Below are 25,587 nucleotides of genomic sequence, written 5' to 3'. Positions count from 1 at the left end.
TTCCTGTTCCTCGACAGCTCAGAAACCTAGACAGGGAACGGCGTGCGCCACTCAAGGCGCGCTCAAATCACCCACACATGCGTCAGGAGAGCCGGATAACCCTTCGAATGCACGGTTCTCCGGTCGCATACCAAGGGGAGAACCGTGCACTTGAGGGGATATCCGGCTCGTATCCGGCTACAGCGGGAGGCGGAGTCCGTCGTACGCGATCTTCCAGTCGGTGAGGTTGGCTGCGAGGGCGGTGGGGGACAGGTGGGTGAGGACTAGGTCGCGGCAGGTGAAGCGGTCGCGGTGTTGGGTGAGCGTCTCGAGGTCCAGGTGCCAGCGGATGGGTGTCGGGCTGTAGCCCTCGCAGAGGAAGAGGTCTACGTCGTCGGCTGCATCGAGGAGCGCCTCGGTCCACTCGGTGTCGCCTGAGTACGCCAGCGATCCAGCGGGTGTTTGCAGTTGCACGGCGTACGCCGGGGCGCCGGACGCGTGTCGGACCTCGTACGGCGTGACGCGGAGCTCACCGAGCTCACGCGATTGGCCGTCCGCATGCTCGAGCACGTGCACCTCGAAGCGGCGCTGCACTTGAGACGAGCCGGGGTAGAGCGTCTCCATCGCGGCGGTCAGGCGGTCACGCGTCCCCGGTGGACCGACAACCGTCAGATCACGCGTCCGCCGACGGAACTGCCCGTCAAGGATGAGAAACGGCAGCCCACCGAAGTGATCACCGTGCAGATGCGTGATGACGATCGTCTCGATCTCGTTGGGATCGAACTGTTGCCCACGCAACGCGGTCAGGCTCGTCGCACCGCAGTCGACCAGCACGCGCGGCACCTCGTCCACCGCAACCGCGATACACGTCTGAAACCGCCCACCCGACCCAAACGCATCCCCACTCCCCACCACCGTCACATCCACCCAACCACCGTCCCACACCGCTAGGCCCAGACTCCGCCCGAGAAGCAGACCCGCGGCGCCCCGGCACCCGCGCACCGCCCGCACACTTGCGCGCCGCTCCGCACCTGGGCGCCTGCCCAGCCTCTGCACACCGGCCCAGCCTCTGCACCCGCCCGCACGCTTGCGGCCCGCGCCGCCCTTGCCTGCGCGCCGCCCTTGCCTGCGCGCCGGCCCGCGGTTGCGCACCGACCCCGTGCGCGCGCCAGCCTCCACCCGCAAGCCGGCCCCACCTGCGCGCGCCCGCGCCGCCGCTGCCCGCACCTCCGCGTCGGCCCCTGTGCCTGCGTGCTGCACCAGCACCTGCTCGGCGGTCGGCCGCATGCTCGGGCGGTGGTCACCTGTGCTCGGTGTGGCGGGCCTGGTAGAGGATCAGGCCGGCGAGGAGGGCGCCTAGGGTGCCTAGGCCGAGGTCGCCGAGGGTGTCGGTGTATGCCGTTTGGAGCTCGGATGAGCTGCGGATAAAGGCGAAGTACTCACCGATCTCCCACACCACCGCGGCAGTTGCGCCGAACCCGAGTGCGACGAAGGCAGTCAGCCCACGCGACAGAGTTGGGGATGCGAACGCGATCAAGACGCCGGCGGTGAGCAGCCCCCAGAGGATGAAGTGCATGGCGTCGTCCCACCAGGTCACCGTGTCGAAGAGGTTGAGGCGGTTGCCGATCAGGTCGATCAGCCAGGGCAGCGTCATCAGCAGATCGGCGTGCCAGGGGAAGCTGTTGTGCAGCTTGCTGCGTGCCCGGCCGTACGCCCACCACCACAACGGCAGCACCATCGCACCGAGCGGGTAGACGACCAGCCGGGCGGTCGTCGCCTTGCCCTTGATTCCGCTCAGGTCCGGCCAGATCAGTGCCGACAGCAACAAACCGAAGAGGAGGACCTTCGCGGCCAGGGCGGCGTACCGCACCCAGTTCACCCGTGCGGCGGGAACCGTAGTGGCAACCATCGTCGTCATGCCTCCCAGTCAAACCGGCCGCTGGGCGAGGCGGATGAGTACAACTACGGGAAGGACCCCCGCGATGTTCGCCATTGTGGCGGATCGCGGGGGTCCCGGGACAGATACCCGCCGCGGCTCCGGCTGAGCAGATCGATGGTGCGCTCAGCGGGAGCCGTGCGGTCGAGCAGTACTGCGGTCAGCTGACGCTGACGAGGTCGACGACGAAGATCAGGGTCTCGCCGGGCTTGATCGCACCGCCCGCACCGCGGTCGCCGTACCCGAGGTGCGGCGGGATGACCAGCTTGCGCCGGCCGCCGACCTTCATCCCCTGGACACCGGTGTCCCAGCCCTGGATGACCTGGCCGACGCCGAGCTGGAAGGCCAGCGGCGCGCCCCGGTTGTACGACGCGTCGAACTCCTCGCCGGTCGAGTGGGCGACACCCACGTAGTGCACGTTCACCCGCGACCCGGCCTTGGCCTCATCGCCGTCACCGACGGTGATGTCCGTGATTTCCAGCTCCGCCGGCGGCGGTCCGTCCGGAAAGTCAATCTCTGGCTTGTCAGTCATGCCCCCAGCTAATCAGACGCCCCACCCGACGTCCTGCCAGGGCCGTCCGACCGCGCCGGGTCGCGTCCGATTGCCGGAGGGTTGAACAGGAACCGGTGCGCCGAGACAGGTTATTTCGTGTCCAAGGTCCCCAGTAGGTGTTCTAGGTCCCCACGCCGGCGATGCTCGCGGGCGCCGTACTCGGTGGAGTTGGGTACGGCGCACCGCGGCCAGCTGGCGGTGTAACGGGCTAGCGGGACAGGACCTCGCGGAGTTTGGTCGCGAACTCTTCTGGTTTGCCTGGCATGCCGTACTCGTCGCCGAGGAAGCCGCCGTGGTTGCTGGGAAAGGCGACCGGGGTGAGGCCCAGGCGGGTGGCGACTGCGACGCCGGCTCGACCGGCGAGTTGGTTGGCGGACTCTTCGCCGACGGCGAGGACGATGTGGCCCTTTGCCTTGTCGAGGGCGTCGAAGTCGGGTTGGTACGACGTACAGCCGCGGATGTTCTGACCGAGCAGGGCGTCGTCGCGGGAGCCGTCGTCCTCGGTGGGCAGGCCGAACATCGCCGGGTCCGGCGCCGGCTGCTTGGTGTAGTCGGCCGGGATCTCGCCCTCGAAACTGACGATCGCGATGAACTTCGCCATACCCGCGCCCATGCCGTCGCGCTGATACGTCTGGTACAGGTCCTCGCACGCGGCCAGTGCGGCCTCGCTGTCCGGCAGGAGCCCGGCGAGTGGTGGCTCGTGCGCGACCAGGGTGTTGATCAGGTCGGGCCGTTTGGCGGCCAGCGCCAGTGCGTTCACCGCGCCGCCGCTGCTGGCGAAGAGGTCGACCGGTCCGGCGTCGAGCGTCTCGATCAGCGCGACCAGATCGGCGGCGTGGTCGTCCGGCGACAGTTCGCCGGCGCCGTCGCTGCGGACGCTTCGCTCCACCCCGCGCGGGTCGTAGGTGACGATCGTCCGATCGGTGAAGTGCGACGCCAGGGTCGGGAAGCCGCTCGCCCCCATCGGTGACCCGATCAGCAACAGCACCGGCTGATTGCTGAGCTCACCGCGTACGTCGTACGTCAGTGTCGCTCCGGGTACGTCGATCGTGCTGGTGACTGGCTCCGGCATGACAGCTCCTCGTTGAGCGTCCCATCCCCCTGGGCGGGACTCGTGACCGTGAGCCTAGACCGGCCCGCGCGGTACGGACCAGGACCTCAACCTGCACCCAGTCGGCATTAATCTCGAACTCCATGCGGACGAAACCGGCGTTGCTCACGGCAACCCTCGCCGCGGTCCTGACCGTGGCCGGCCTCGGGACTGCCGCCTCTGCCGACACCTCCGGCGCGAAGGCTGACGCGGACTGCGCCAACATGAAGGACATCCCGTCAGCCAACGGCCGGCAGCACTACGTCCAGTGGAACATCCCCACCACCGGCTACTGTCTCGACGCCACCGGCACCATCAAGCCGCCGAACGGCTCCACCACCGTCAAGTTCCGCCACCTCCAGAAGTGGCTCCCGCCGCACCCCTGCTCCAACCCCTACCTCACCGGCCAGACCTGCATCACCCAGTTCGAGCAGTGGTGGGACGACAACCAGCACCCGTACTCCCTCCAGCTCTCCCGCACCATCGAGCTAGCCCGCGGCCTAGGCATGGCCTTCACCAACCGCACCACAGTCCCCGTCCCTTCGAACGCGGACGCCCGCTACTACTGGCACTACTGATCAGAGTGAGCCTGCGCCGGGGGCTTGAATGCGGAGCGTGACGGGCGGCAGACTGTCCAGCGACACCTTGGGAGGTGCGTCTCCGCAAAGCTGCGAATGACTGAGTAGCGAGCAGGCGTACCGATCAACCAGAGGGGCCGCGCGGAAGTGGTTGTGCAGGGGGACGCATCGGGATCGCAGGTCGACGATGCGGCGATTGAACGAGCCAGGTCGAATGTTGGCCGAACAGCGCGCGACCTGCTCTCGAAGATCGAGGGTATACGCCTTCGCGCGGAGACTCTCCTGGCTCAGCCCGAGGCGCTCCGCGCCAGCGCGCGCGACCAGACTGCGGCGCTGACCCGACGTCAGCTCCAGGCTGAATTGGAAAACCTTCCCACCACCGCATTGCAAGAGGTGATGGGGAAGAGCGGCAAACACACCGCGTTGCAGGGTGCGGGCTACCTGACTGTCGCACAGCTGGTAGCAGCGTCGGCCGACGAGCTCACAGCGATTCCCGGGATCGGTCCGAAGACGGCCGAGCGCATCACCACCGCCGTCAGGACAATCGCGGATCGGACTGGGCAAGCAACGAGGTTCAGCTTTCGGCCGGACAGTCCCGACGCTCAACAGCGGGATCTGCTGGCGACCGTGATCGCCATCCGGCACGCGGACAACGCGGCCAGCGAAGTGGCCCCCTTGTTGGACGAGTTCGCCGCCGCGACCAGCGACCTGTTGAGTGCTGCCGCGCCGACCGGCCGACGCCTGTCCATGCTCGTGTCTGGAAGAGCAAGGAAACGCGCTGCGTTGGCGGCGCTCGTACAACTCGAGGCGGTCAGCAACCATCCACGGACGGCCTGGCTCGAGCAAGAACTCGCTCGGCACGAGCGAGCGGTCGGGCTGGTCGGCTACACCGATGAACGCCTGTGGGGCGAGTACTCCGCCGATGCCGCGACTGTCAACGCCACACTGTCCACGGTCGGCGGTGCTGGAGCCACTGTCGATGCGGAGGCGGCACAGGGGTTTATCCCCGAAGAACTTCGGCAGCGGATCACCGCCGTTCCGCTGGATGTCCGCTTGGTCAAGTCGACGCTGCGTGGCTACCAGGTGTTCGGGGCGCAGTACGCCATCCACCAAGAGCGGGCGATGCTCGGCGACGAAATGGGCTTGGGAAAAACGATCCAGGCTTTGGCGGCCGCAGCGCACCTGGCGGCGAATGGGCAGCAACGGTTCCTGGTGGTGTGCCCGGCCAGCGTGCAGATGAACTGGCTGAACGAGATCGCGAAGCACACCAGGCTCAGTCCACATAATCTCCATGGCGCCACCCGAGATGCGGCGGCTCGCAAATGGCTGCGGGAGGGCGGCGTCGCTGTCACCACGTTCGGTACGTTGGCACGGCTCGAGGAAGTGAAACAACACGACACGGCGATGCTGATCGTGGACGAGGCGCACTACGTCAAGAACCCGAAAGCGGTCCGCTCCCAGACTGTCGACGATGCGGCGGCCAGGGCCCAGCGCGTGCTGTTTCTGACCGGTACGCCGATGGAGAACCGGGTCGAGGAGTTTCGCAATCTGGTGGGATACCTGCAGCCGCAGCTCGCCCGGCGGGTGGACGCGACTGACGTCGTCGCCGGCGCGAATCGGTTTCGGCGAGCAGTGGCACCGGTCTACCTGCGTCGCAACCAGGAGGACGTGCTCACTGAGTTGCCGGACAAGATCGAGGTCGACGACTGGGTATTGCTGACGCCGCAGGACGAAGCGGCGTACCGAGAGGCTGTTCGATCGCGAAATCTCATGGCAATGCGCCAGGCTGCGTTTCAGACGGCCTCGCCGGCGAAGCTGGACAGGATTCGGGAGATCGTGGATGAGGCACGCGAAGACGGCCGTAAGGTGATCGTCTTCTCGTTCTTCCTGGGAGTGCTGGGACGAATCGCTGCTGCGATCGGTCCGGATGCGGCCGGCCCGATCTGTGGTTCCGTCCCGCCACGGGAACGGCAGCGGTTGGTCGACGAGTTCAGTGCCGCTCGGGGACATGCGGTCCTTCTCAGCCAGATCGATGCCGGTGGTGTGGGCCTGAATGTCCAGGCGGCGTCGGTAGTGGTGCTGGCTGAGCCGCAATGGAAGCCGAGCACTGAGGAACAGGCGATCGCTAGGGCTCACCGGATGGGCCAGATCCGAACTGTCCAGGTGCATCGCCTGCTGGCGAAGGACAGTGTGGATGAGCGCATGCGAGAGGTTCAGGAGCGGAAGCGACTCCTCTTCGACGAGTACGCCCGCAAGAGCGATGCGAAGGAGATGGACAGCCGCGCCGTAGACACCAACGATCACCGTCCTGACGACCTGGACAACGAGGCGATCCCCGTCGAGTGGCGGATCGTACTAGCCGAGCAGCATCGCCTCGGGCTGGACTGAGCTGTACCGACGTATAGACGTCACGGCCAGCCGGCCTTGGGTATGTGGACGTCGTGGGTCAACACGCGGCCGGTGGCGGTGGAGAGGAGGCGGTCGAGGTTGGCGTCGAAGGACTCCTGCATGTGCCAGTCGGCTGTAAGCATGTAGAGGGTGCCGTCGCCCAGGGTGCAGGCGAAGCCGGCGTGTTCCAACGGGACTGTCTCGAGGATCTCGCCGCCTTCGGCGATACGGAGGCAGGCTGACTCGCCCTGTTCGGTCCAGCCAGGGGTCCAGATGGCGCCCGATTCGTCCATGCACATGCCGTCGCCGGGGTGCGGTGCCCACACGCGGCGGTTGGACAGGCTGCCGTCGCCGGCGATGTCGTACGCCGTCAGTACGCCGCCGAACGACTCCGCGATGATCAGGATCGAGTTGTCCGGCGTGATCACCATGCCGTTCGGGAAGGCCAATTCGTCGGCCACCCGTCGTACCGAACCGTCGGGAGTGAGCAGCAGGATGAACCCGGGCCGCTCGCCCTCACCCGGCTGGAAGTCGCAGCCGCCGTTGACGTAGACGTTGCCGCGGCCGTCGACGACGATCTCGTTCAGACCGCCGTACGACGACATGTCCGCATGCGTGACCAGGTCGCCAGAGGCCTCCTGCCGAAGCAGCAGCCCTTCCGGCCCGGAGACCACCAGCAGACGGCCGTCCGGGAGCCAGTCGATCGAGAACGGGAGAGTGGTCGGCACGCGGGCCATCACCTCGCGCTTGCCGGACGCATCGACGGCGAGAATCTCCTGCGCACCCCAGTTCGAGCACCACAAGCGTCCGTCGTGCCACCGCGCCGACTCCCCGATCACGAGCCCTTCGAGCAGAATCTCAGCCATCTGACAGCTCCTCTCTTCTACCTCCTACACGAACAGAACCACCCAGATCGACAGCAGCCGCCCGGAGAATTTCTCCGGGCGGCTGCCAACTACAGAGAGCTGCTACTTCTTGACTGTTTTGTTGTACTGGTCGATCTGGGGCTTGATGGATTCGGCGGCGGCCTTCATGGCCTGGGCCGGGTCGGTGCCCAGGACTGACTTCTCCAGGCCGTCCTCGGCGGCCTTGCGGGCCTGCGGCATGACGCCCAGGATGCAGCCGGAGGAGGGGTTGGTCGGCTTGGTGTTGTGGAGCTGAGTGATCGCGGTGGTGAACTGCGGGTACTGCGCCACCCACGCCTTGTCCACCGGGAGATCGAGCGCCTTCTTGTTGATCGGGAAGTAGCCGGTCCCGGTGTGCCACAACGCCTGCTGCTCCGGCGACGAGGCGAACTTCACGAACTCCCAGGAGGCGCGCTTCTCGGCGTCCGAGTGACCCGGGCCGTCGATCCACAGCGACGCGCCACCGATGATCGGGCCGCCGGCGTCGGCCGCGGTCAGCTTCGGGAACGGCGCGGTCATCACGGTGAACTTGCCCTTCGCCGCCTCCAGGTAGCCGCGCAGCGACCCGGTCGACTCCAGGTGCATGGCCGACGTACCGGACTTGAATACCGCCTGGGCGTCGTCGGTCTTCTTGCCGGTATTCGGCATCAGGCCCTGCTTGACCATCTGCTGGTACCAGGTCGCCACCTTGACCCCGGGGTCACCGTCGAACTCGACCTTGGTGGCCAGATCCTTGCGCCCGTTCTCGTTGTCGCAGTACGTCGTCCCGGACTGGGCGATCAGCTGCTCGACGAACCATCCGTAGATCGCCGCGTTGAAGCCGTACTGGACGGTCTTCCCGCCCTGCTTGATGGTCAGCTTCTTCGCCGCCGCCATGATCTCGTCGAGATTCGTCGGCGGCTTGTTCGGATCGAGACCGGCCTTCACGAAGGCCTCTTTGTTGATGTAGAGCAACGGCATCGACGTGTTGAACGGCATCGAGTTCAGCGCGCCGTCGATCGAGTAGTAGTTCGCGATGTTCGGCTCGATCGAGTCCAGCGTGTAGCCGTCCTTGTCGGCGAACTTCTGCACCTGCACGGTCTGCTTGGAGTCGATCATGAACCGCGAGCCGATGTCGTAGATCTGGACGACGGACGGAGTGTTGCCCTGCTGCACGGAGGTCTTGTACTTCGTGATCGTGTCGTCGTAGTCACCCTGGTAGACCGCGGTGACCTCGATCTTGCCGGTGTTGGCGGCGTTGAACGCCTTCACCAGTTTGTCGACGGCCTCGCCGTTGGCGCCCTTCATCCCGTGCCAGAAGGTGACCTTCGTGACGCCCGTCGCCTTCTCCAGCGCGTCCGCGCCGGGCGCATCGAGTGCGCCGCTCGCGGAGTCCGAGCCGGAGTCGCTGCTGCCACAACCGGCTGCGAGCAAGGCGACGACGGCCAGCAGAGACGCCGCCGTACGACGTTGTATGGAGCGCATGACAACCACCTTTCTGTTCAACGAATCGCGCCCGCGGTGAGACCGCGGACGATGAAGCGCTGGCCGAAGATCACGATGGCCAGGGTGGGAAGGATGGACAGAGTGACGCCGGCCAGGATCAGCCCCGGGTCGGCGGCCTCGGCGTCGTTCAGCTGGCTGATGCCGATCTGCAAGGTGCGGCGGGAAGCCGAGTCACCGATCAGCAGCGGCCAGAAGAACTGGTTCCAGGCGGACAGGAAGACGTACAGCCCGACCGCCATCAGGGCCGGCTTGTTCAGCGGCAGCAGGATCTGGCGCAGGAACCGCCAGTGCCCGCAGCCGTCGATCGTCGCCGCGTCCCGGAGCTCGGTCGGGAACTGCAGGAACGACTGCCGCAGCAGAAACACGCCGAACGCGTTGGCCAGGAACGGCAGCACCAGCGCGATCATCGTCCCGGCGTACGACGCGGTGAGCCGCTGACCACCGAGTTCCCAGCCGGTGATGGTCAGGTAGTTCGGCAGCACGATCGACTCCCACGGCACCATCAAGGTGGCCAGGAACAGGCCGAACAGCAGCGTCCGTCCCCACATCCGCATGAAGGCGAACGCGTACGCCGCCAGCACGCTGGTGATCAACTGCGACAGCGTGATGACGGACGTCTGGAGGATCGAGTTGACGTACTGCTGCCCGATCGGCGTACCGGACGACGAGGCACCCTCGTAGTTGCCGGTGAAGATCCCGTGCGGGAACAGATCCGGCGGGTACGACGAGATCTGCCCGGGCGACATGATCGAGCCGGCGATGACGTAGTACACGGGGAACACGACGGTGAGCGCAGCCAGGATCAGTACGACGTACGTCGCCAAGCGACCCAAGCTCACGGGACGACGCGGACTCACGGGGCGACGCAGACTGACAGAACGACGCAGACCCACAGAACGACGCAGCCTCATTTGTAGTGCACCCGCCTCTCCAGCAAGCCGAACTGGACCGCCGTACAGGCGAGCAGGATGACCAGCAGCACGATCGCCTGGGCCGACGCGGCGCCGAAGTCACTGGCGTTGTTCGCGAAGGCGGTGTGGTAGATCGAGTAGACGAGCGTCTTGGTCGACTGCTCCGGACCGCCCTCGGGGGTGAGGATCTTGATCTGGCCGAAGCCCTGCAGCGACTGGATCGTCGAGATCACGATCAGGAAGAAGAGTTGTGGGCCGAGCATCGGGACGGTGATGTGCCATGACGCCCGCCAGCCGCCGGCGCCGTCCAGGGTCGCCGCCTCGTTGATCTCGGCCGGGATCGCGCCGATCCCCGCGGACAGGACCAGCACGTTGTAGCCGATGCTCATCCAGACCGTGGTGATGGAGACGCTGATGAGTGCCCAGGAGGGGTCGGTCAGCCAGCCGATCGGTTCGATGCCGACGCGGCCGAGCAGGCCGTTCGCGAGCCCGATCGCCGGGTTGTAGATGGTGGCGAAGATGACGGACGCGCTGGCGACCGAGAACGCGAACGGCAAGGCGAACGCGGTCCGGAAGACCCGGATGCCCTTGATGTGCTGCTCGAGCAGCAGCACGATCGCCAGCCCGCCGAGGACGCCGGGGATCACCGTCAGCAGCACGAACCCGAACGTCACCGCCAGCGTGTGCCGGAAGTCCGCCGACCCGAGCATGTCGCGGTAGTGCTGCAGCCCGACGAACGCGTCCGGCCGGCCGAACAGGTCGGAGCCGTGCAGCGACAGTGAGACGGATTTGCCGAGCGGCCAGACGATGAACAGTGCGAACACCAGCAGGCACGGCACGAGCATCAGCCAGGACAGCAACGACGCAGGTGTGGGGCGGCGGCCGTTGGCGGCCGAAACCGTACGTGTAGTCAATCACTTACCTCCAGTCAGTCCGCAGTCATACCACTGCGCAGGGCCGCGCGGACCGAAGCACGCGCCAGGTGCACTAGGCTGATGGCCCGTGAAGGTCTTGGTGATCGGCTCGGGTGGCCGCGAACACGCATTGGTCTGGGCGCTGGCCCAGGACCCTGAGGTCCGGGACATCGTGGCGGCCCCGGGTAACCCTGGCATCGCCGTTTTGCAGCCGGGGCACGACGGGCAAACGATCGTTTGCCGTTCGGTGGACATCGCCGACCACGATGCGGTCGTGGCGCTGGCGACAGAGTTCGGCGCCGACCTGGTCGTGGTGGGGCCGGAGGCGCCGCTGGTGGCCGGACTGGCCGACCCGCTGCGCGAGGCCGGGATCGCCGTCTTCGGTCCGTCCAAGGACTCCGCCCAGATCGAGGGGTCGAAGGCGTTCGCCAAGGACGTGATGGCCGCGGCGAGTGTGCCGACCGGCCGGGCCTACGTGTGTACGACGCCCGAGGAGGCCGCCGAGGCGATCGACGCGTTCGGGCCGCCGTACGTGGTCAAGGACGACGGTCTGGCCGCCGGCAAGGGTGTCGTCGTCACCTCGGACCGGGACGAGGCGCTGGCGCACGCGGCCGGGTGCGAGCAGGTGCTGATCGAGGAGTTCCTGGACGGCCCGGAGGTGTCGCTGTTCGCGATCACCGACGGTACGACGGTGCTCCCGATGCAGCCCGCCCAGGACTTCAAGCGGCTGGCCGACAACGACGAAGGCCCGAACACCGGTGGCATGGGCGCCTACACACCGTTGCCCTGGGCACCGGAAAAGCTGGTCGAGGAGATCACCGAGAAGGTGCTCCAGCCGACCGTGGACGAACTGCGCCGCCGCGGCATGCCGTTCAGCGGCCTGCTGTACGCCGGTCTCGCCCTGACGTCGCGCGGTCTTCGGGTGATCGAGTTCAACTGCCGCTTCGGTGACCCGGAGACGCAGGCGCTGCTGCCGCTCCTCAAGACCCCGCTGGGCGGTCTCCTGTACGCCGCCGCGACGGGCAAGCTGACCGACCACGGGCCGCTCAGCTGGAGGAGTGCCGCCGCCGTGACGGTCGTGGTCGCGGCGAAGAAGTACCCGGCCAACCCGCGCAAGGGTGACGTGATCACCGGCATCGACCAGGCCGAGGTGGACGATGTCCGCGTCTTCCACGCCGGTACGGCGCTCGAGGACGACGAACTCGTCACGTCCGGCGGCCGCGTCCTCGCGGTCAGCGCGACCGGCAAGGACCTCGACGAGGCCCGGCAGCGCGCGTACGCCGCCATCGGCCAGATCCGGATCAAGGGCTCCCAGCACCGCACCGACATCGCCCTCAAGGCAGCCCGCGGAGAGATCACCGTCTGAGAGGGACCGAACGACAGGAGGTAGTCGGCGCTGGCTGCCTTGTCAGCGGCGCCGCGAGCCTCGGCGGCCGGCAGCCGGCGTCCGTTCTGACGGACACCTCCTGTCCTTCCGCACCGGTCTGGGAGAATGGGGCCGTGCCCAGCTCGAGTAAGCCCCGGATTCCTAACGTTCTCGCGTCGCGTTACGCCAGCCTGTCGATGGCTCAGCTGTGGTCGCCGGAGCACAAGATCGTGCTCGAGCGGCGGCTGTGGGTGGCGGTGCTGAAGGCGCAGAAGGACCTGGGCGTCGCCGTACCGGACGGCGTGGTCGAGGACTACGAGCGGGTGCTGGAGCAGGTCGACCTGGAGTCGATCGCGGCCCGGGAGCGGGTCACCCGGCACGACGTGAAGGCGCGGATCGAGGAGTTCAGCGCACTCGCCGGGCACGAGCACATCCACAAGGGCATGACGAGCCGGGACCTGACCGAGAACGTCGAGCAGCTGCAGATCCGGGCCGGGCTCGAGCTCGTCCGCGATCGCGCGGTGGCCGCCGCCGTACGGCTGGGACAGAAGGCGGCCGACCATGCGGCGCTGGTGCTGACCGGGCGTTCGCACAACGTCGCCGCGCAGGCGACCACGCTGGGCAAGCGGTTCGCGTCGGCCGCGGACGAGCTGCTGGTGGCGATCGCCCGGATCGAGGAGCTGATCGAGCGGTACCCGCTGCGCGGGATCAAGGGCCCGGTCGGTACGTCGCAAGACATGCTGGACCTGTTCGGCGGCGACTCGGCCAAGCTGGCGCAGCTGGAGTCCGGCATCGCCGAGCACCTCGGGTTCAGCCGGACGCTGACGAGTGTCGGTCAGGTGTATCCGCGATCCCTCGACTACGACGTCGTTTCGGCGCTGGTCCAGCTGGCAGCGGGGCCGTCGAGCCTCGCGACCACGATCCGGCTGATGGCCGGGCACGAGCTGGTCACCGAGGGGTTCAAGGAGGGCCAGGTCGGGTCCTCGGCGATGCCGCACAAGATGAACACCCGGTCGTGCGAGCGGGTGAACGGCCTGGCGGTGATCCTGCGCGGGTATGCCTCGATGGCGGGCGAGCTGGCCGGCAACCAGTGGAACGAGGGTGACGTCTTCTGTTCCGTCGTACGGCGGGTGGCTCTGCCGGACGCGTTCTTCGCCCTGGACGGGTTGTTCGAGACGTTCCTGACCGTGCTGGACGAGTTCGGGGTGTACCCGGCCGTGGTCAGCCGGGAGCTGGAGCGGTACCTGCCGTTCCTGACCACGACCAAGGTGCTGATGGCCGCGGTGAAGAACGGCGTCGGCCGGGAGACCGCGCACGAGGTGATCAAGGAGCACGCGGTCGCGACCGCCCTCGACCTGCGCAAGGGGCTGGCGGAGAACGACCTGTTCCACCGCCTCGGCGCAGATGGCCGGCTGGGCCTCAGCGAGGAGCAGATCGTCGGCATCGTCGGGGAGCCGCTGTCCTTCACCGGCGCGGCCGTCGACCAGGTGAACACCGTCGTCGCCGCGATCGACGAACTCGCCAAGCGCCACCCCGAAGCCGCCGCCTACAGCCCGGGTGACATCCTCTAGTCCGTGTTCGAACCGCTCACCTGGGCGCTGGTCGCCCTCTCGCTGGCCGCGATGGTGTTCGCCATCGTGCTGGCCGTGCTGGACAAGCGGATCAACTGGACCCTGCTGGCGATCCTCGCCGTGGTCGAGGTCGGGCTGCTGGCGCAGCTCGTCATCGGCATCGTCCAGTTGGCCGGCACCGACCGCGACGTCTCGGGAGTGTTCTTCGTCGGCTACCTGATCGGAGGGCTGATCGTGCTGCCCCTCGGTGCGCTGTGGGCGCTCGCGGAGAGCAGCCGGTGGGGTGCCGGCGCACTGGCGTTCGCCTGTCTGGTGATCCCGGTCGTCGAGCAGCGCCTGCACGTGATCTGGACCACCTGAGATGACCGATCCGGCGGCGACCAGGCACGGCCCTGGCCGGATCCTGATTCTGGTGTACGGCGTCTTCGCGCTGTCCGCGACCGCCCGGGCCGGGGTCCAGATCGCCACCCAGTTCGATGAGGCGCCGATCGCCTACGTCCTGTCGGCCGTTGCCGCGGTCATCTACATTGCGGCGACCTTTGCGTTGGCCAGGGCAACTAAACTCTCGCGTCGGGTGGCTACCGTCGCGATCGCGGTCGAGTTGGTCGGCGTCATCGCCATCGGGGCGTTCAGTTACGCCGTACCGGATGACTTTCCGGACGCCACAGTGTGGTCGCATTTCGGCCAGGGGTACGGGTTCGTGCCGCTGGTGTTGCCGGTGCTCGGCCTGCTCTGGCTGCGCCGTACCAGCTGATCCAGACTCCCAGGAAACTGCCAGCCGAGCGCAGGGGATGGCTCAGGTTCACCGGCCAGCATCGGTGGCATGCAGATTTCAGGTCATCCTCGGGTCGAGATCGTCGTACCCGTCAAGAACGAGGAAAACGACCTCGGTCCGAACATCAGGCGGCTGCGTGAGTTCCTGGACACCGCCTTCCCGTTTCCGGCCGAGGTCTGCATCGCGGACAACGGAAGCACGGACGCGACCTATGAGATCGGCGCCCTGCTGGCCATCGAGCTGCCCGGGGTCCGGATCGTCCGGCTCGAGCAGTCCGGCCGCGGCCGTGCGCTGAAGAAGGTCTGGTCCGAGAGCGCCGCCGACGTGCTCGCCTACATGGACGTCGACCTGTCCACCAACCTGAACGCGTTGCTGCCATTGGTGGCACCGCTGTTCGCCGGCCACAGTGACGTTGCCATCGGCACCCGGTTGTCGAACGGGTCGCGGGTGGTCCGGCGGCCGATCCGGGAGTTCATCTCGCGCTCGTACAACCTGTTGCTGCGGGCAACCTTGAGTGCGCACTTCTCCGACGCGCAGTGCGGGTTCAAGGCGATCCGTGCCGACGTCGCGCACCAGCTGTTGCCGCTGGTCGAGGACAACAGCTGGTTCTTCGACACCGAGCTGCTGGTACTGGCCGAGAAGGCCGGGTTGCGGATCCACGAGGTGCCGGTGGACTGGGTCGACGATCTCGACTCGCGGGTCGCGATCGCCAAGACGGTCGGCGAGGACCTGAGTGGGATCGCCCGGCTGACCCGCAACCTCGGCCGCGGCCGGATCGACCTCGAGCCGGTACGCCAGGCCTTCGGTCGGCCCCGGATCCTCGATCCCCGGACTGCACTGGCCGCGCGGGTACTGCGGTTCTGCGCGATCGGGGTGCTGAGCACAGCGGCGTACGCACTGCTCTATCTCGTCCTTCGGCAGGGCATGCCGGCCCAGATCGCGAACGTGCTCGCCCTGCTCATCACAGCGGTCGGCAACACGGCTCTCAACCGGCGGATCACCTTCGGTGTGCGTGGCGTGGACAACCGCTGGAAGCACCAGCTGCGCGGACTCGTCGCCTTCGGCATCGGCTGGAGTCTGACCGCCTCGTCCCTGTGGCTCCTGCACACCGCGGTGGCGGTGCCGCACCAGGTCGTGGAGATCACTGTTCTCACCCTCGCGAACCTGGCCGCGACCGTGGTCCGGTTCAGCCTCTTCCAGGCGTGGGTCTTCGACGACGACGCACCCACCTTGCCCACCTTCGAACCCCCGGCGGTTCTCGACCAGACCCGGAGCAACTGATATGGCCACCATTTCTGATCCCGTCGAGGCGACGCCGCGCCGGGCCGGACCACGGGCAATCGCCACCTCGTACACGATCGGCCGCGACAAGGTCCTGTACGGCGGCTTGCTGGCACTGACCGCGATCGCGTACCTGTGGGGCCTGTCCAAGAACGGGTACGCCAACGAGTACTACGCGGCCGCCGTACAGGCCGGGTCGACGAGCTGGAAGGCCTGGTTCTTCGGCTCCCTCGACGCGTCCAGCTTCATCACCGTGGACAAGACGCCGGCCGCGCTGTGGGTGATGGGCCTGTCCGGGAGGATCTTCGGCTTCAACGTTTGGAGCATGCTGGTCCCCGAGGCGCTGATGGGCGTCGCGAGCGTCGGCTTCGTCTACGTGTCGGTCCGCCGGTGGTTCTCCGCGAACGCCGGTATGCTGGCCGGTGCGATCCTCGCGCTGACGCCGGTCGCCGTACTGATGTTCCGGTTCAACAACCCGGACGCGCTGCTGGTCATGCTGCTCTGCGCCGGTGCGTGGGCGGTGACCCGGGCGATCGACTCGGAGAAGCACGCGGCCCGGTGGATGATGCTGGCCGGGGCCTTCGTCGGTTTCGGGTTCCTCACCAAGATGCTGCAGGCGTTCCTGATCCTGCCGGCCTTCGGGCTGGCGTACCTGATCGCCGGGAAGCCGGCGCTCGGGAAGCGGATCGTGCACAGTGTGCTGGCGCTGGTCTCGCTGATCGTCAGCGCGGGCTGGTGGATCGCGATCGTGGAGCTGATGCCGGCGTCGGCGCGGCCCTACATCGGCGGTTCGCAGAACAACAGCATTCTCGAGCTGACGCTCGGCTACAACGGTCTCGGCCGGTTGAACGGCAACGAGACCGGGTCCGTCGGCGGCGGTGGTGGCATGGGCTGGGGCGGTGCGGCCGGTCTGCAGCGCCTGTTCGGCGGTGAGTTCGGCAGCCAGATCGCGTGGTTGCTACCGGCCGCGTTGCTGGCGACGATCGTCCTGATCGTTGCCGCAGGCAAAGCCGCGCGGACGGACAAGACGCGTGCGTTCGCGGTGCTGTGGGGCGGCTGGCTGCTCGGCACCGGGCTGACCTTCAGCTACATGCAGGGCATCATCCACAGCTACTACATGGTCGCGCTGGCGCCTGCGATCGGTGCGCTGGTCGGTGCCGCGATGTCGGTGTTGTGGCGACGCCGGTCCGAGTGGTTGCCGCGGGCGACCCTGGCCGGTGGGGCGCTACTGACCGGCGGCTGGGGCTTCGCACTGCTGAACGCGACGCCGACCTGGCACCCGTGGCTGCGGTGGGTCGTGCTGCTGACCGGCGTACTAGGGGCCGGGGCCGTGATGATCCTGCCGGAGCTGAAGCTGAACCGTACGGCGGCTCGTCGGGCCGGCGTGTTCGCCGGGGTGCTGCTCGCGGTGAGTGCGCTGACCGGACCGGCGGCGTACTCCGTCTCGACGATCAACTCGGCACACGCCGGGGCGCTGCCGTCGGCCGGGCCTTCGGGCGCCGGTGGAATGGGCGGGCCTGGCGGTGGCGGCGGGATGGGCCGGATGGGCACACCGCCTGGGCTCGGCAACGGTACGACGGGTGGTCCGGCGACTGGGGACGGTACGACGGGCAACGGTACGAACGGTGTGCCGGGGACTACCGGGACTGGTCGTGGCGGTGGCAACGGTGGGGTCGGCGGGTTCCTCGGTGGGGGCGGGATCAGCGGAGTGTCGAGTGAGCTGATCACGCTGCTGCAGAACGGCGCCAAGGGCTACACCTGGGCGGCTGCTTCGGTCACCGCGAACGGGGCCGCGCCACTGCAGATCGCATCCGGCGAACCGGTCATGGCGATCGGCGGCTTCAACGGCACCGACCCGGCGCCTTCCCTTGCCGAGTTCAAGGAGCTGGTTGCCCAGGGCAAGATCCACTACTTCATCGGTGGCGGTGGCGGTGGTATGGGCGGCGGCCGGAGCGGCACGTCGAGCGAGATCGCCACCTGGGTCGCGGAGAACTTCCAGGCCCAGACCGTCGGCAGCACCACCGTCTACGACCTCACTACCAGCACCACCAGCTGAGAAACCGGAGTACATAGCATGACTCAGAACACCAACCCCCCGATCCCGGAAGGGCCCGCCCACCGCTTCGCCAACCACCCGGGCGCCGCTTCCCCCAGCTCCCACCCGGCCACTCCCGGCCCGCAGTTGGCAGGCCCTGCACTCCCAGGCGCTGCAGCGTCCGGAGCGCAGGCAGGAGGCAACGAGGCCCAATGGCAGGCCGCCCGCGCCGGCAACGCAAGCACGCCCGACGACACCGCCGTCACGCCAACTACCCCCACGGCATCCGCTGAGGCTGCCCCCATCCCGGGTGCCGCCGCTTCGTCCGCGGAAGCAGGCGCCGCTCCAAGCGCTGCGGCGGCGGGTGCTGGGCAGCAGGCGGAGGTCGGGAAGGGGAAGGGCGACGGGCGGCCGAGCAACCTGGTGCTGGCCGGTGCTGGGTCTCTGCTGGCAGTGCTGGCGTTCCTGGGTGGAACCGCAGTCGGTCATGCGTGGGACGGCTCGAGCACCCAGCAGAACCAGTTCGGCGGCCCCGGCGGCGGCCGCCAGTTCCCCGGCCAGCAAGGCCAACAGGGCCAGCAAGGTCAGCAGCAGGGCCAGGTCCCAGGCCAGGGCACGCTCCCCGGCCAGGGTCAGGGCACAGTCCCAGGCCAAGGCAACCAGCCCAGCACCGGCACCGGCCAAACCCAAACCAGCTAACCCAGCAAACCGCACCCCGGTCGGCCTTGAAGGTGGGTGGCTCGCCGGGCCTGGCCACCTGCCTTTGGCAGGCGTCGGGTGGGTCATCTCTAGGGGTGGTAGGGCGGCCCAAGTGGGGTGGACTTCCGGTTGGGGTGGGCTTTCGTTGGAGCGGTGACTGTGGGTCGCGACACGCGGGGACGGTTCGGGGTGGTCCTTGGTGGGGTAAGGATCGGGGGGTGGAATGGTCGAACGTCACCTGGTTCCTGACCGCCCTCGGTGCGGTCGTCGTACTACTGACGCGCGTCCGGCTCGGCAGCACCGTGGTGGACGGCACCGGTAAGAGCAGTGGTGTGTTCGGATATTCCGTTGTCCTGCTGCGGATTCACACCACTGTCGGCGTACTGACGCTGCTCGCCTGGATCGTTGCCCTCGTCACCGGTCACCGCGAGATCGCACTGTTGGTGCTCGCCGGTTGGTGGCTGCTGGCAATCGTCGGACTGTTGCTGTTGGCCCGTTGGCTGCCCAGTCACGCCAAACACTCGGAGGACAGGAAGGGCGATGCGTGGGGCTCCGGCGCCGGCCTGTCCCTCCTCGGCCACGTCGGCATGGTCATCGGCGTCTGCTACTTCACCTTCATCACTTGGACCGACAGGCTCTAGCCGGCCAGACCGTCCAGCAGCGCGGTAACAGAACGCCGTACGCCGGCCTCGAACTCCTCCTGGGAGAGCGTGACCCCGACTCCGGCGACCCGGTCGTACATCAGCCCGTCCAGCATCGCCGCCACCGGCCAGGCCGCCTCCGATGGATTCGGGACCCCGAGGCCGCCCAGGACGTGAGCCAGCATGGCCCGCAGTTGCCGCCCACCCTCGTCGATCGCGGCCCGCAGTTCAGGCTGCCGGCTCGCCTCCAGCGACAACTCGTACCGCGCGATCAGATCGTCCGGCCGGTCCCGCGCCAGGTTGACCGCCATCTCGATCAGCAGGTCCAACGGCGGCCCCACGCTCATCGGCGGCGAGGCGCTCAGGTCGCGGGCGAGCATGCGGTTCACGCAGGCGGTGAGCAGCGCGCTCCGGGTCCGGAGGTAGTACGACGTCGAGCCCGGCGGCAGACCGGCTTCCGCGTCGACCGCGCGGTGGGTCAGCCCGCGCAGTCCGCGGGTCGCGACCAGATGGATCGCGGCATCGGCGATGGCGTCCCGGCGATCCGCACCCAGCGGAACCTGCTTCGTCACGGCGGTCAGTCTCCCACTGTTCAACTGGACTCTACAGATGTAGAGTCTAGGGCATGAGTACGGCGATCGTGGTGGGAGCGGGAATCGGCGGGGTCACGGCGGCCGTCGCGCTGCAACGGTGCGGATGGCAGGTCACGGTGCTGGAACGGGCAGCTGAGCTGGGCGAGGTGGGGGCCGGGATCTCCGTCTGGCCGTCGGCGGTCGCCGTACTGGAAGAGCTCGGGGTGAAGGGCGTCGAGAAGGCGGCCGCGATCTCCAAGCCGGCCGGGATGCGCAAGCCCAACGGCCGTTGGGTGGTGAAGGCGGCGGACCTCGGGGTCGAGCTCCCGGTGATGATCCACCGGGCGCAGTTGCACGACCTCATCACTGACGAGTTCGGTCCGGGGATCACGGTCCGGACCGGCTACGCCGTCACGAAGATCACTCAGGACGACACCGGCGTGACGATCAACGACGACCTGCGTGCCGATCTGGTGGTTGCGGCCGACGGCATCCGCAGTGTGATCCGCCAGACGCTCTACCCGGAGTACAAGGGCCCGCGGTACTCCGGCTACACGGCGTACCGAGGGATTGCCGACGTGCAGATTGACGACGGTGGCGGCGAGACTTGGGGCCGTGGGCAACGGTTCGGGTTCGCGCGGCTGATCGACGGGCGGATCTACTGGTACGCGACAGCCAACCAGTCCGCAGGTCAGGGTGGCGATCACGCGACGGTGACCAAGGAGCTCGGCGAGTGGCACGAGCCGATCCCGACGATCCTCGCGGGGACGCCGCCGGAAGCCGTTCTGCAGAACGACATCCACGACCTGTCGGTGCCGCTGGTCCCGTTCGTCCAAGGTCGCGTGCTGCTGCTCGGTGACGCCGCCCACGCGATGACACCGAACCTCGGCCGCGGAGCCTGCTCGGCGATCGAGGACGCCGGCGCTCTCGCCAGGCACCTGGCCGGCGCCACCGACTTGGGTACGGCGTTGGCGGCGTACGACCGGGAGCGGCGGAAGGCGACGACCCAGCTGGTACGGCGGTCGCGTGGGATCGGCCGGGTCGGTCAGGTGGAGAACCGGGTGGTGTGTGCGATCCGGGACGGACTGTTCGCGTTCGGTGGCAAGCTGGTGTCGCTGCGGAGGCGGAAGTAGCCGTCCCGGCGGCGGATGGAAGAATCGCGGTGTGACCACACCTCCTGAGATTCCTGGTGCCAAGCACATCCACTCCGGCAAGGTCCGGGACCTGTACGAGCTGGCGTCCGGCGAACTGCTGATGGTCGCCAGTGATCGGCAGAGCGCGTTCGACTGGGTCCTGGAGACGCCGATCCCGGACAAGGGCAAGGTGCTCACGGCGATGAGCCTGTGGTGGTTCGAGGTGCTGGACGTGCCGAACCACATTCTGTCCACCGACGTGCCTGCCGAGGTGGCCGGCCGCGCGGTGATCTGCGAGAAGCTCGCGATGTTCCCGGTCGAGTGCGTCGCCCGCGGCTACCTGAGCGGCTCCGGCCTGCTCGACTACAACGCCACCGGCAGCGTCTGCGGCATCCCGCTGAAGCCCGGACTGGTGGAGGGTTCCCGCCTGGAAGAGCCGATCTTCACCCCGGCGACCAAGGCCGAGTTCGGCGAGCACGACGAGAACGTCTCGTACGACGCTGTGGTCGCAACGGTCGGCGCGGAGACGGCAGCGGCGCTGCGGGACACGACGCTGGACATCTACGCGCGGGCGCACGGGATGGCGGCGGACCGCGGGATCATCCTGGCCGACACGAAGTTCGAGTTCGGGGCGCGGGCGGACGGGACGATCGTGCTGGCGGACGAGGTGCTGACGCCGGATTCGAGCCGCTTCTGGCCGGCCGAGCAGTGGGAGCCGGGGAAGCCGCAGCCGTCGTTGGACAAGCAGATCATCCGTGACTGGCTGCAGTTCGAGTCCGGCTGGGACCGCAAGTCGGGTGAGGCGCCGCCGCCGCTCTCTGACGAGGTGGTCGAGCGCACCCGCGCCGCCTACATCAACGCGTACGAGCAGTTGACCGGGCGCACCTTTACTGCGTGAGGCGGACCGCCAGGCCATCGCAACGGGACCGTGAGGCCGGTCCCTCGCGGGAAGCGTCGTCCGACGCGCGATTGTGATGGCCTGGCGGTCCGCGACTCAGAACAGGCTGACTCCGAGGGCCAGGAGGACGAAGCGGGCGGTGCGGCCGGCAAGAACCGAGAGGGTGAAGGTGACGACGCCCATCCGGGAGGCGCCGCCGATGATGGCGACGCCGTACAACGGTGGGATGCCGACTGACGCGCTCAGCAGGGTGACCGGGATGCCCCAGCGGCGGTCGCTCATCGCGTCGAGGAGCCGCTTGCTGAGATCGCGGTTCCACTGGACGAACCGGCCCCACCGGGTCTCGAGGTCGACCGGCTTGGGCTCCTTGGACTTACGGGCGGCGTATCCGGGCCGGTACCGGACGGCGAGGAACATGGCGACCTTGCCGATCGTCTGCCCGACCGACACCCCGATCGCCGCCACCACCGGGTCCAGCGCGCCGGAGACGCCGACGCCGAGGACGTACGCCTCGGCATTCATCACCGGTATGACGGCGGACCCGATCCCGAATCCCACTGCCAGCAGCAGTTGCCACACCCACATGACGTCGAGGCTATGCGCTACCAGCACGGTTGCCACGCAGGTCACCTCCACTCCAGGGCAGAACCAGGGCCCCACCCCATGCACTGCTTCCCACCCTTGACAGCACCCCTCAAGCCGCGAGAGCAGGTACGGCGGGCCGACGGCCGCGGAGGATGGTCAGCAGGCGATAGGTGGACGCGACCTTCACGACCAGCGCGCCGATCGCAATGCCGTACGGAAACCAGTGGGCGCCGGTGTGGTGGGCGACGATCAGCGAGATCACCACGGCGGCCGTGTTGACGGCCTTGGCGGGCTTCGACCAGTTCCAGAGCCAGATTGGCCGGTCGACCTTGTAGAAGTAGTTGGGGCTGAGCGTGCCGGGCCAGAGCAGGAAGGCCAGCGAGAGCATCTTGTCCAGTACGCCGAACTGGACCAGGAAGATCGCCAACGGCCCGATCGTCGCCGGGAACGTGGCCATGAACGCGGCCGCCAGCAGGAACGAGCAGGCCCGGTCGCAGACGATGTCGAACACCGCACCGGCCACCGACTCCTCGTTCCGGTAGCGGGCGACCGCTCCGTCGGCCATGTCACCGATCCAGTAGGCGGCGTACCCGATCACCAGCCAGCTCAAGGCGCCGGTGCGGAACGCGATCGCGGCAATCACCATCGCGACGACGGTACGCACCAAGGTGATGCGGTTCGGGACGCCCAGCAGCAGTGCCGGCCGCACACCCAGGGGGATCGCGCTCATCAAGCTGCCCTCAGGTTCTCGGGATCTAGGGCGTCCCGGAGTTGGTTGCGAAGCAGGAAGCCGGCGGTGACACCGCCGAGCAGGCCGAGCAGCCAGCCCGCGACCGTCAGTCCGGCGACGATGGGCACCGTGCTCGGCTCCAAGCCGTCGGCGTCCCCGCCGGTGATCCGGCCGAGGCCGAGGAGCGCGCCGAGGAACAGACCGCTAGCCAGTGCCGGTGCGGCGACCGCGGTCAACTGCCGCCGGATGATGCGGCGCAGGAAGCGTGCGTCGACCCCCAGTGCGGTGAGGCAGGCGAGCTGGCGGCGCTGATCCACCAGCTGGTCGGCCACGCCGACGACCAGTGCGGCGATACCGGTCAGGACGATCAGCAGTACGCCGACCGACCCGAGCACGTAACCCGTCACGTAGAAGCCGGTCCGATCGATCAGGTCGTCGGTCTCCGTCACGGCGCTGATCGTGCCGTCGGCCAGCGTGCCGACCAGGAAACCGCAGCACGCGAGCAGAGTCGCCATCCGGCTGGCGGGACGTGCGTCGGCGACGAGGCGGACGCCGGTCAGCAGATTGGCCGGGTCGCCGGACCGCTTGAACCGGCGGGCGATGACCCGGATCCACAGTGGTGCGAGGCTCAGGAAGAGCAGTGCCAGTCCGATCACGAACACGGTCGAGGCGATGTATCCGAACCAGCGGACCGTGGCCACCCCGAGGACGATCATGACCGGTCCCGCGATGATGCCGGTGCGGACCTGCGCCGGCCCTTCCACGCCCGGCACGAGCTGATCGCGGTGCAGCAGCCCACCGATCAGTGCGCCGCCCGCGGTCGTCATCACGACGACCGGAACCCAGATGAGCAGATCCACCAGCTCAGCACCCGGGAGGACCTGGGCCATCCGCGGCAGTACGCCCAGCAGCAGGCTGAGCACCAGATAGATCGGTCCCGCGAGCAGTCCGCCGGCCAGCCCCGCCATGGCAGCGTCTGTCACGGACAACTGCCGCACTTGCTTCCGCGAGGCTCCGGCCAGTCGTAGCGCAGCCAGTCGCCGTTCGCGAGCCGCCGTACCGAGTCTCAAGGCCTGCACGGCAAGGCCTGCGGTGAGCAGGGCAAGGATGATGAGGATCGCGACCAGACCGGAGCGGAGTCCGCTTTCGGCGACGTAGTTGCTGTAGATGTTGACATTCAGCTCGCCTTTGCCCAGCCGGGCGATCCGCAGGGCGCCGAGCAGCAGCGCTCCGCTGAGCCCCAGCGCTGCTGTGGCCAGCTGGATGCGGCTGCGGTCGGCGGGCGTGCGGGACCGAGCCAGCTGGACCAGCGTCTCGAGCGTCATCAGAGTGCGACCTCGTGCTGGATCACGCCGTCGCGCAGCCTGATCTCCCGGTCTGCCGAGGCTGCGATGAGGTTGTCGTGCGTCACCATCACCAGAGCCGAACCGCGGTACCGGGATGCCCTGAGTAACACCTCGAGCAGCTCCTGCCCGGCCTTGCTGTCCAGGCTGCCTGTCGGCTCGTCTGCCAGTACGACGGACGGTCCGGTGATGAGAGCACGAGCTACGGCTGCCCGCTGGGTCTGGCCGCCGGACAGCTCGGCCGGCACCGCGTCGGCCTCGTCGGCGACGCCTACCTGCTTGAGCCAGTCCAGTGCGGACTCGTGCGCCTCTCCCCGCTCATGACCGTCCAGAAGTAGTGGCAGCGCGACGTTGTCGATCAGTGGGAGGTCCGGCACGAGCTGACCGAACTGCAACACGATGCCGACCTTCGTACGACGCAGACGAGCGCGCTGGTCCTCCGGCAATGCAGCCAGATCCTGTCCGGCCACTCGGACCGTGCCGGCGTCCGGACTGAGGATGCCTGCGGCGCAGTGCAGCAGGGTGGACTTGCCGCAGCCGCTGGCACCGGTGACCGCGACCACCTCGCCGGGGCTGACTTGGAGCGTCACACCCCTGAGCGCCGCGTTCTGGCGGTACGAGTACTCGACGCCGCTCAGCTCCAGCGCGGGCTGCAGCACACTCATGGGCGCGCCTCCTTCTGTTCGGAGATGTGTTCGAGAGCGGTGTCCAGCCAGCGCAGGTCGGCGTCCAGGTGGGCCACGATGTACTCGCGGACCAGTGGTGACGTCGGGTCGTCCTCGGCCGGTGTCTCCCGCAACTCCCGGATCCGGCGTAGGTGGCTCGCACGCTGCCGGGCCAGGAACGCGGCCGGGTCACCACCCGTCCGGATCGCCGCGACCAACTTCCGCAGTACCTCGTCTGCACTGCCCCAGGCAGGCGGCACTGGATCGTTCAGCCAGCCCGCGAGATGTTCCCGGCCCTTGTCGGTCAGTGCGTAGACCGTCCGGTCCGGACCACCGCCGGAGGTCTTGTCGACCACCTCGACGAGTCCGTCCCGCTCCAGCCGCCCGAGCGTTGTGTAGACCTGCCCGAACGCCAGCGGGCGACTGTCCGGGAACCAGGCGTCGTGGCCACGCTTCACGTCGTACCCGTGGGCAGGGCCGCGTGACAGCAGTCCCAGCACCAGCTCCGCAGTGGCCATGACCCGACTATACACCGAGTGTATGTACTGAGTGAA

At 67.9% G+C, this 25,587-nt stretch carries 26 protein-coding genes; 12 read left to right on the top strand and 14 right to left on the bottom strand.

Annotated elements, in window-relative coordinates; genetic code table 11:
- Window positions 1–177 precede the first annotated feature (177 nt).
- From EV652_RS45800 to EV652_RS17635, 4 genes are all read right to left on the bottom strand, one after another.
- Window positions 178–1,266, bottom strand: a complete 1,089-nt coding sequence (locus EV652_RS45800; protein ID WP_255512599.1) for an MBL fold metallo-hydrolase — start codon at window positions 1,264–1,266, stop codon at window positions 178–180.
- A 13-nt stretch (window positions 1,267–1,279) separates the two neighbouring features.
- On the bottom strand, window positions 1,280–1,897 hold the full coding sequence (locus tag EV652_RS17645; RefSeq protein WP_132210209.1) for a DUF2238 domain-containing protein: 618 nt from the start codon (window positions 1,895–1,897) through the stop codon (window positions 1,280–1,282).
- Between the two features lie 178 nt (window positions 1,898–2,075).
- On the bottom strand, window positions 2,076–2,447 hold the full coding sequence (locus tag EV652_RS17640; protein ID WP_132210208.1) for an FKBP-type peptidyl-prolyl cis-trans isomerase: 372 nt from the start codon (window positions 2,445–2,447) through the stop codon (window positions 2,076–2,078).
- 229 nt (window positions 2,448–2,676) lie between these two features.
- Window positions 2,677–3,540 carry an alpha/beta fold hydrolase gene (locus EV652_RS17635; RefSeq protein ID WP_132210207.1) on the bottom strand — a complete coding sequence of 288 codons (864 nt, stop codon included), beginning with the start codon at window positions 3,538–3,540 and terminating at the stop codon, window positions 2,677–2,679.
- Window positions 3,541–3,662: 122 nt separating this feature from the next.
- On the opposite strand from EV652_RS17635, the gene EV652_RS17630 reads away from it, so the two are divergent.
- Both EV652_RS17630 and EV652_RS17625 read left to right on the top strand, forming a co-directional pair.
- Window positions 3,663–4,136 carry a hypothetical protein gene (locus EV652_RS17630; RefSeq protein ID WP_199238229.1) on the top strand — a complete coding sequence of 158 codons (474 nt, stop codon included), beginning with the start codon at window positions 3,663–3,665 and terminating at the stop codon, window positions 4,134–4,136.
- 396 nt (window positions 4,137–4,532) lie between these two features.
- The gene (locus EV652_RS17625; protein WP_242001830.1) at window positions 4,533–6,524 is read left to right on the top strand and encodes an SNF2-related protein; all 1,992 of its coding nucleotides are present in this window, start codon (window positions 4,533–4,535) and stop codon (window positions 6,522–6,524) included.
- A 20-nt stretch (window positions 6,525–6,544) separates the two neighbouring features.
- Here the strand turns inward: EV652_RS17625 and EV652_RS17620 are convergent, their stop codons facing one another.
- From EV652_RS17620 to EV652_RS17605, 4 genes are all read right to left on the bottom strand, one after another.
- The gene (locus tag EV652_RS17620) at window positions 6,545–7,390 is read right to left on the bottom strand and encodes an SMP-30/gluconolactonase/LRE family protein (protein WP_132210206.1); all 846 of its coding nucleotides are present in this window, start codon (window positions 7,388–7,390) and stop codon (window positions 6,545–6,547) included.
- Between the two features lie 102 nt (window positions 7,391–7,492).
- A complete protein-coding gene (locus EV652_RS17615) occupies window positions 7,493–8,893 on the bottom strand; it encodes an ABC transporter substrate-binding protein (protein WP_132210205.1) in 1,401 nt (466 codons plus the stop codon).
- Between the two features lie 17 nt (window positions 8,894–8,910).
- Entirely contained in the window at window positions 8,911–9,753 is an 843-nt protein-coding gene (locus EV652_RS17610) for a carbohydrate ABC transporter permease (RefSeq protein WP_132210204.1), read from the bottom strand.
- A gap of 68 nt (window positions 9,754–9,821) precedes the next feature.
- Window positions 9,822–10,739, bottom strand: a complete 918-nt coding sequence (locus tag EV652_RS17605; RefSeq protein ID WP_242001829.1) for a carbohydrate ABC transporter permease — start codon at window positions 10,737–10,739, stop codon at window positions 9,822–9,824.
- An 88-nt stretch (window positions 10,740–10,827) separates the two neighbouring features.
- Here EV652_RS17605 and purD point away from each other — a divergent pair, with 88 nt between their 5' ends.
- The 8 genes from purD (at window position 10,828) to EV652_RS17565 (ending at window position 19,107) form a co-directional block, all read left to right on the top strand.
- A complete protein-coding gene (gene purD / locus EV652_RS17600; RefSeq protein ID WP_132210203.1) occupies window positions 10,828–12,105 on the top strand; it encodes a phosphoribosylamine--glycine ligase in 1,278 nt (425 codons plus the stop codon).
- A 134-nt stretch (window positions 12,106–12,239) separates the two neighbouring features.
- A complete protein-coding gene (purB, locus tag EV652_RS17595) occupies window positions 12,240–13,676 on the top strand; it encodes an adenylosuccinate lyase (RefSeq protein ID WP_132210202.1) in 1,437 nt (478 codons plus the stop codon).
- Between the two features lie 3 nt (window positions 13,677–13,679).
- The gene (locus EV652_RS17590) at window positions 13,680–14,036 is read left to right on the top strand and encodes a hypothetical protein (RefSeq protein ID WP_132210201.1); all 357 of its coding nucleotides are present in this window, start codon (window positions 13,680–13,682) and stop codon (window positions 14,034–14,036) included.
- Between the two features lies 1 nt (window position 14,037).
- On the top strand, window positions 14,038–14,430 hold the full coding sequence (locus tag EV652_RS17585; RefSeq protein WP_132210200.1) for a hypothetical protein: 393 nt from the start codon (window positions 14,038–14,040) through the stop codon (window positions 14,428–14,430).
- A gap of 69 nt (window positions 14,431–14,499) precedes the next feature.
- Window positions 14,500–15,732 (top strand): bifunctional glycosyltransferase family 2/GtrA family protein, encoded by a 1,233-nt coding sequence (locus EV652_RS17580; RefSeq protein ID WP_132210199.1) that lies wholly within the window; start codon window positions 14,500–14,502, stop codon window positions 15,730–15,732.
- Window position 15,733: 1 nt separating this feature from the next.
- Complete coding sequence (locus tag EV652_RS17575) at window positions 15,734–17,788, top strand: ArnT family glycosyltransferase (RefSeq protein ID WP_132210198.1); 2,055 nt, start codon at window positions 15,734–15,736, stop codon at window positions 17,786–17,788.
- A gap of 18 nt (window positions 17,789–17,806) precedes the next feature.
- Window positions 17,807–18,466, top strand: coding sequence for a hypothetical protein (locus EV652_RS17570; RefSeq protein WP_132210197.1), 660 nt, complete (start codon window positions 17,807–17,809; stop codon window positions 18,464–18,466).
- Window positions 18,467–18,684: 218 nt separating this feature from the next.
- On the top strand, window positions 18,685–19,107 hold the full coding sequence (locus EV652_RS17565; RefSeq protein ID WP_132210196.1) for a hypothetical protein: 423 nt from the start codon (window positions 18,685–18,687) through the stop codon (window positions 19,105–19,107).
- Here the strand turns inward: EV652_RS17565 and EV652_RS17560 are convergent.
- Window positions 19,104–19,679, bottom strand: a complete 576-nt coding sequence (locus EV652_RS17560; protein ID WP_132210195.1) for a TetR/AcrR family transcriptional regulator — start codon at window positions 19,677–19,679, stop codon at window positions 19,104–19,106. The two genes, EV652_RS17565 and EV652_RS17560, sit on opposite strands and share 4 nt — an antisense overlap.
- Window positions 19,680–19,732: 53 nt before the next feature.
- Between EV652_RS17560 and EV652_RS17555 the strand changes: the two genes are divergently transcribed.
- A complete protein-coding gene (locus EV652_RS17555) occupies window positions 19,733–20,812 on the top strand; it encodes an FAD-dependent monooxygenase (RefSeq protein WP_132210194.1) in 1,080 nt (359 codons plus the stop codon).
- Between the two features lie 31 nt (window positions 20,813–20,843).
- On the top strand, window positions 20,844–21,710 hold the full coding sequence (locus EV652_RS17550; RefSeq protein ID WP_132210193.1) for a phosphoribosylaminoimidazolesuccinocarboxamide synthase: 867 nt from the start codon (window positions 20,844–20,846) through the stop codon (window positions 21,708–21,710).
- A gap of 96 nt (window positions 21,711–21,806) precedes the next feature.
- On the opposite strand, the gene EV652_RS17545 is transcribed toward EV652_RS17550, so the two are convergent.
- The 5 genes from EV652_RS17545 to EV652_RS17525 form a co-directional block, all read right to left on the bottom strand.
- On the bottom strand, window positions 21,807–22,331 hold the full coding sequence (locus tag EV652_RS17545; RefSeq protein WP_242001828.1) for a hypothetical protein: 525 nt from the start codon (window positions 22,329–22,331) through the stop codon (window positions 21,807–21,809).
- A 73-nt stretch (window positions 22,332–22,404) separates the two neighbouring features.
- On the bottom strand, window positions 22,405–23,025 hold the full coding sequence (locus tag EV652_RS17540) for a CDP-alcohol phosphatidyltransferase family protein (protein WP_132210192.1): 621 nt from the start codon (window positions 23,023–23,025) through the stop codon (window positions 22,405–22,407).
- On the bottom strand, window positions 23,025–24,350 hold the full coding sequence (locus EV652_RS17535) for a hypothetical protein (protein WP_132210191.1): 1,326 nt from the start codon (window positions 24,348–24,350) through the stop codon (window positions 23,025–23,027). Before EV652_RS17535 ends, EV652_RS17540 begins: the two co-directional genes overlap by 1 nt.
- Window positions 24,350–25,033 carry an ABC transporter ATP-binding protein gene (locus EV652_RS17530; protein ID WP_132210190.1) on the bottom strand — a complete coding sequence of 228 codons (684 nt, stop codon included), beginning with the start codon at window positions 25,031–25,033 and terminating at the stop codon, window positions 24,350–24,352. The genes EV652_RS17535 and EV652_RS17530 overlap by 1 nt, the downstream gene beginning before the upstream one ends.
- Window positions 25,030–25,551, bottom strand: coding sequence for a PadR family transcriptional regulator (locus tag EV652_RS17525; protein ID WP_132210189.1), 522 nt, complete (start codon window positions 25,549–25,551; stop codon window positions 25,030–25,032). Before EV652_RS17525 ends, EV652_RS17530 begins: the two co-directional genes overlap by 4 nt.
- Window positions 25,552–25,587 lie beyond the last annotated feature (36 nt).

Origin of the sequence: Kribbella steppae, from assembly GCF_004342025.1 — a bacterium.
Taxonomy (GTDB): Bacteria; Actinomycetota; Actinomycetes; order Propionibacteriales; family Kribbellaceae; genus Kribbella; species Kribbella steppae.
This window is presented reverse-complemented; position numbering and strand designations above follow the sequence as displayed.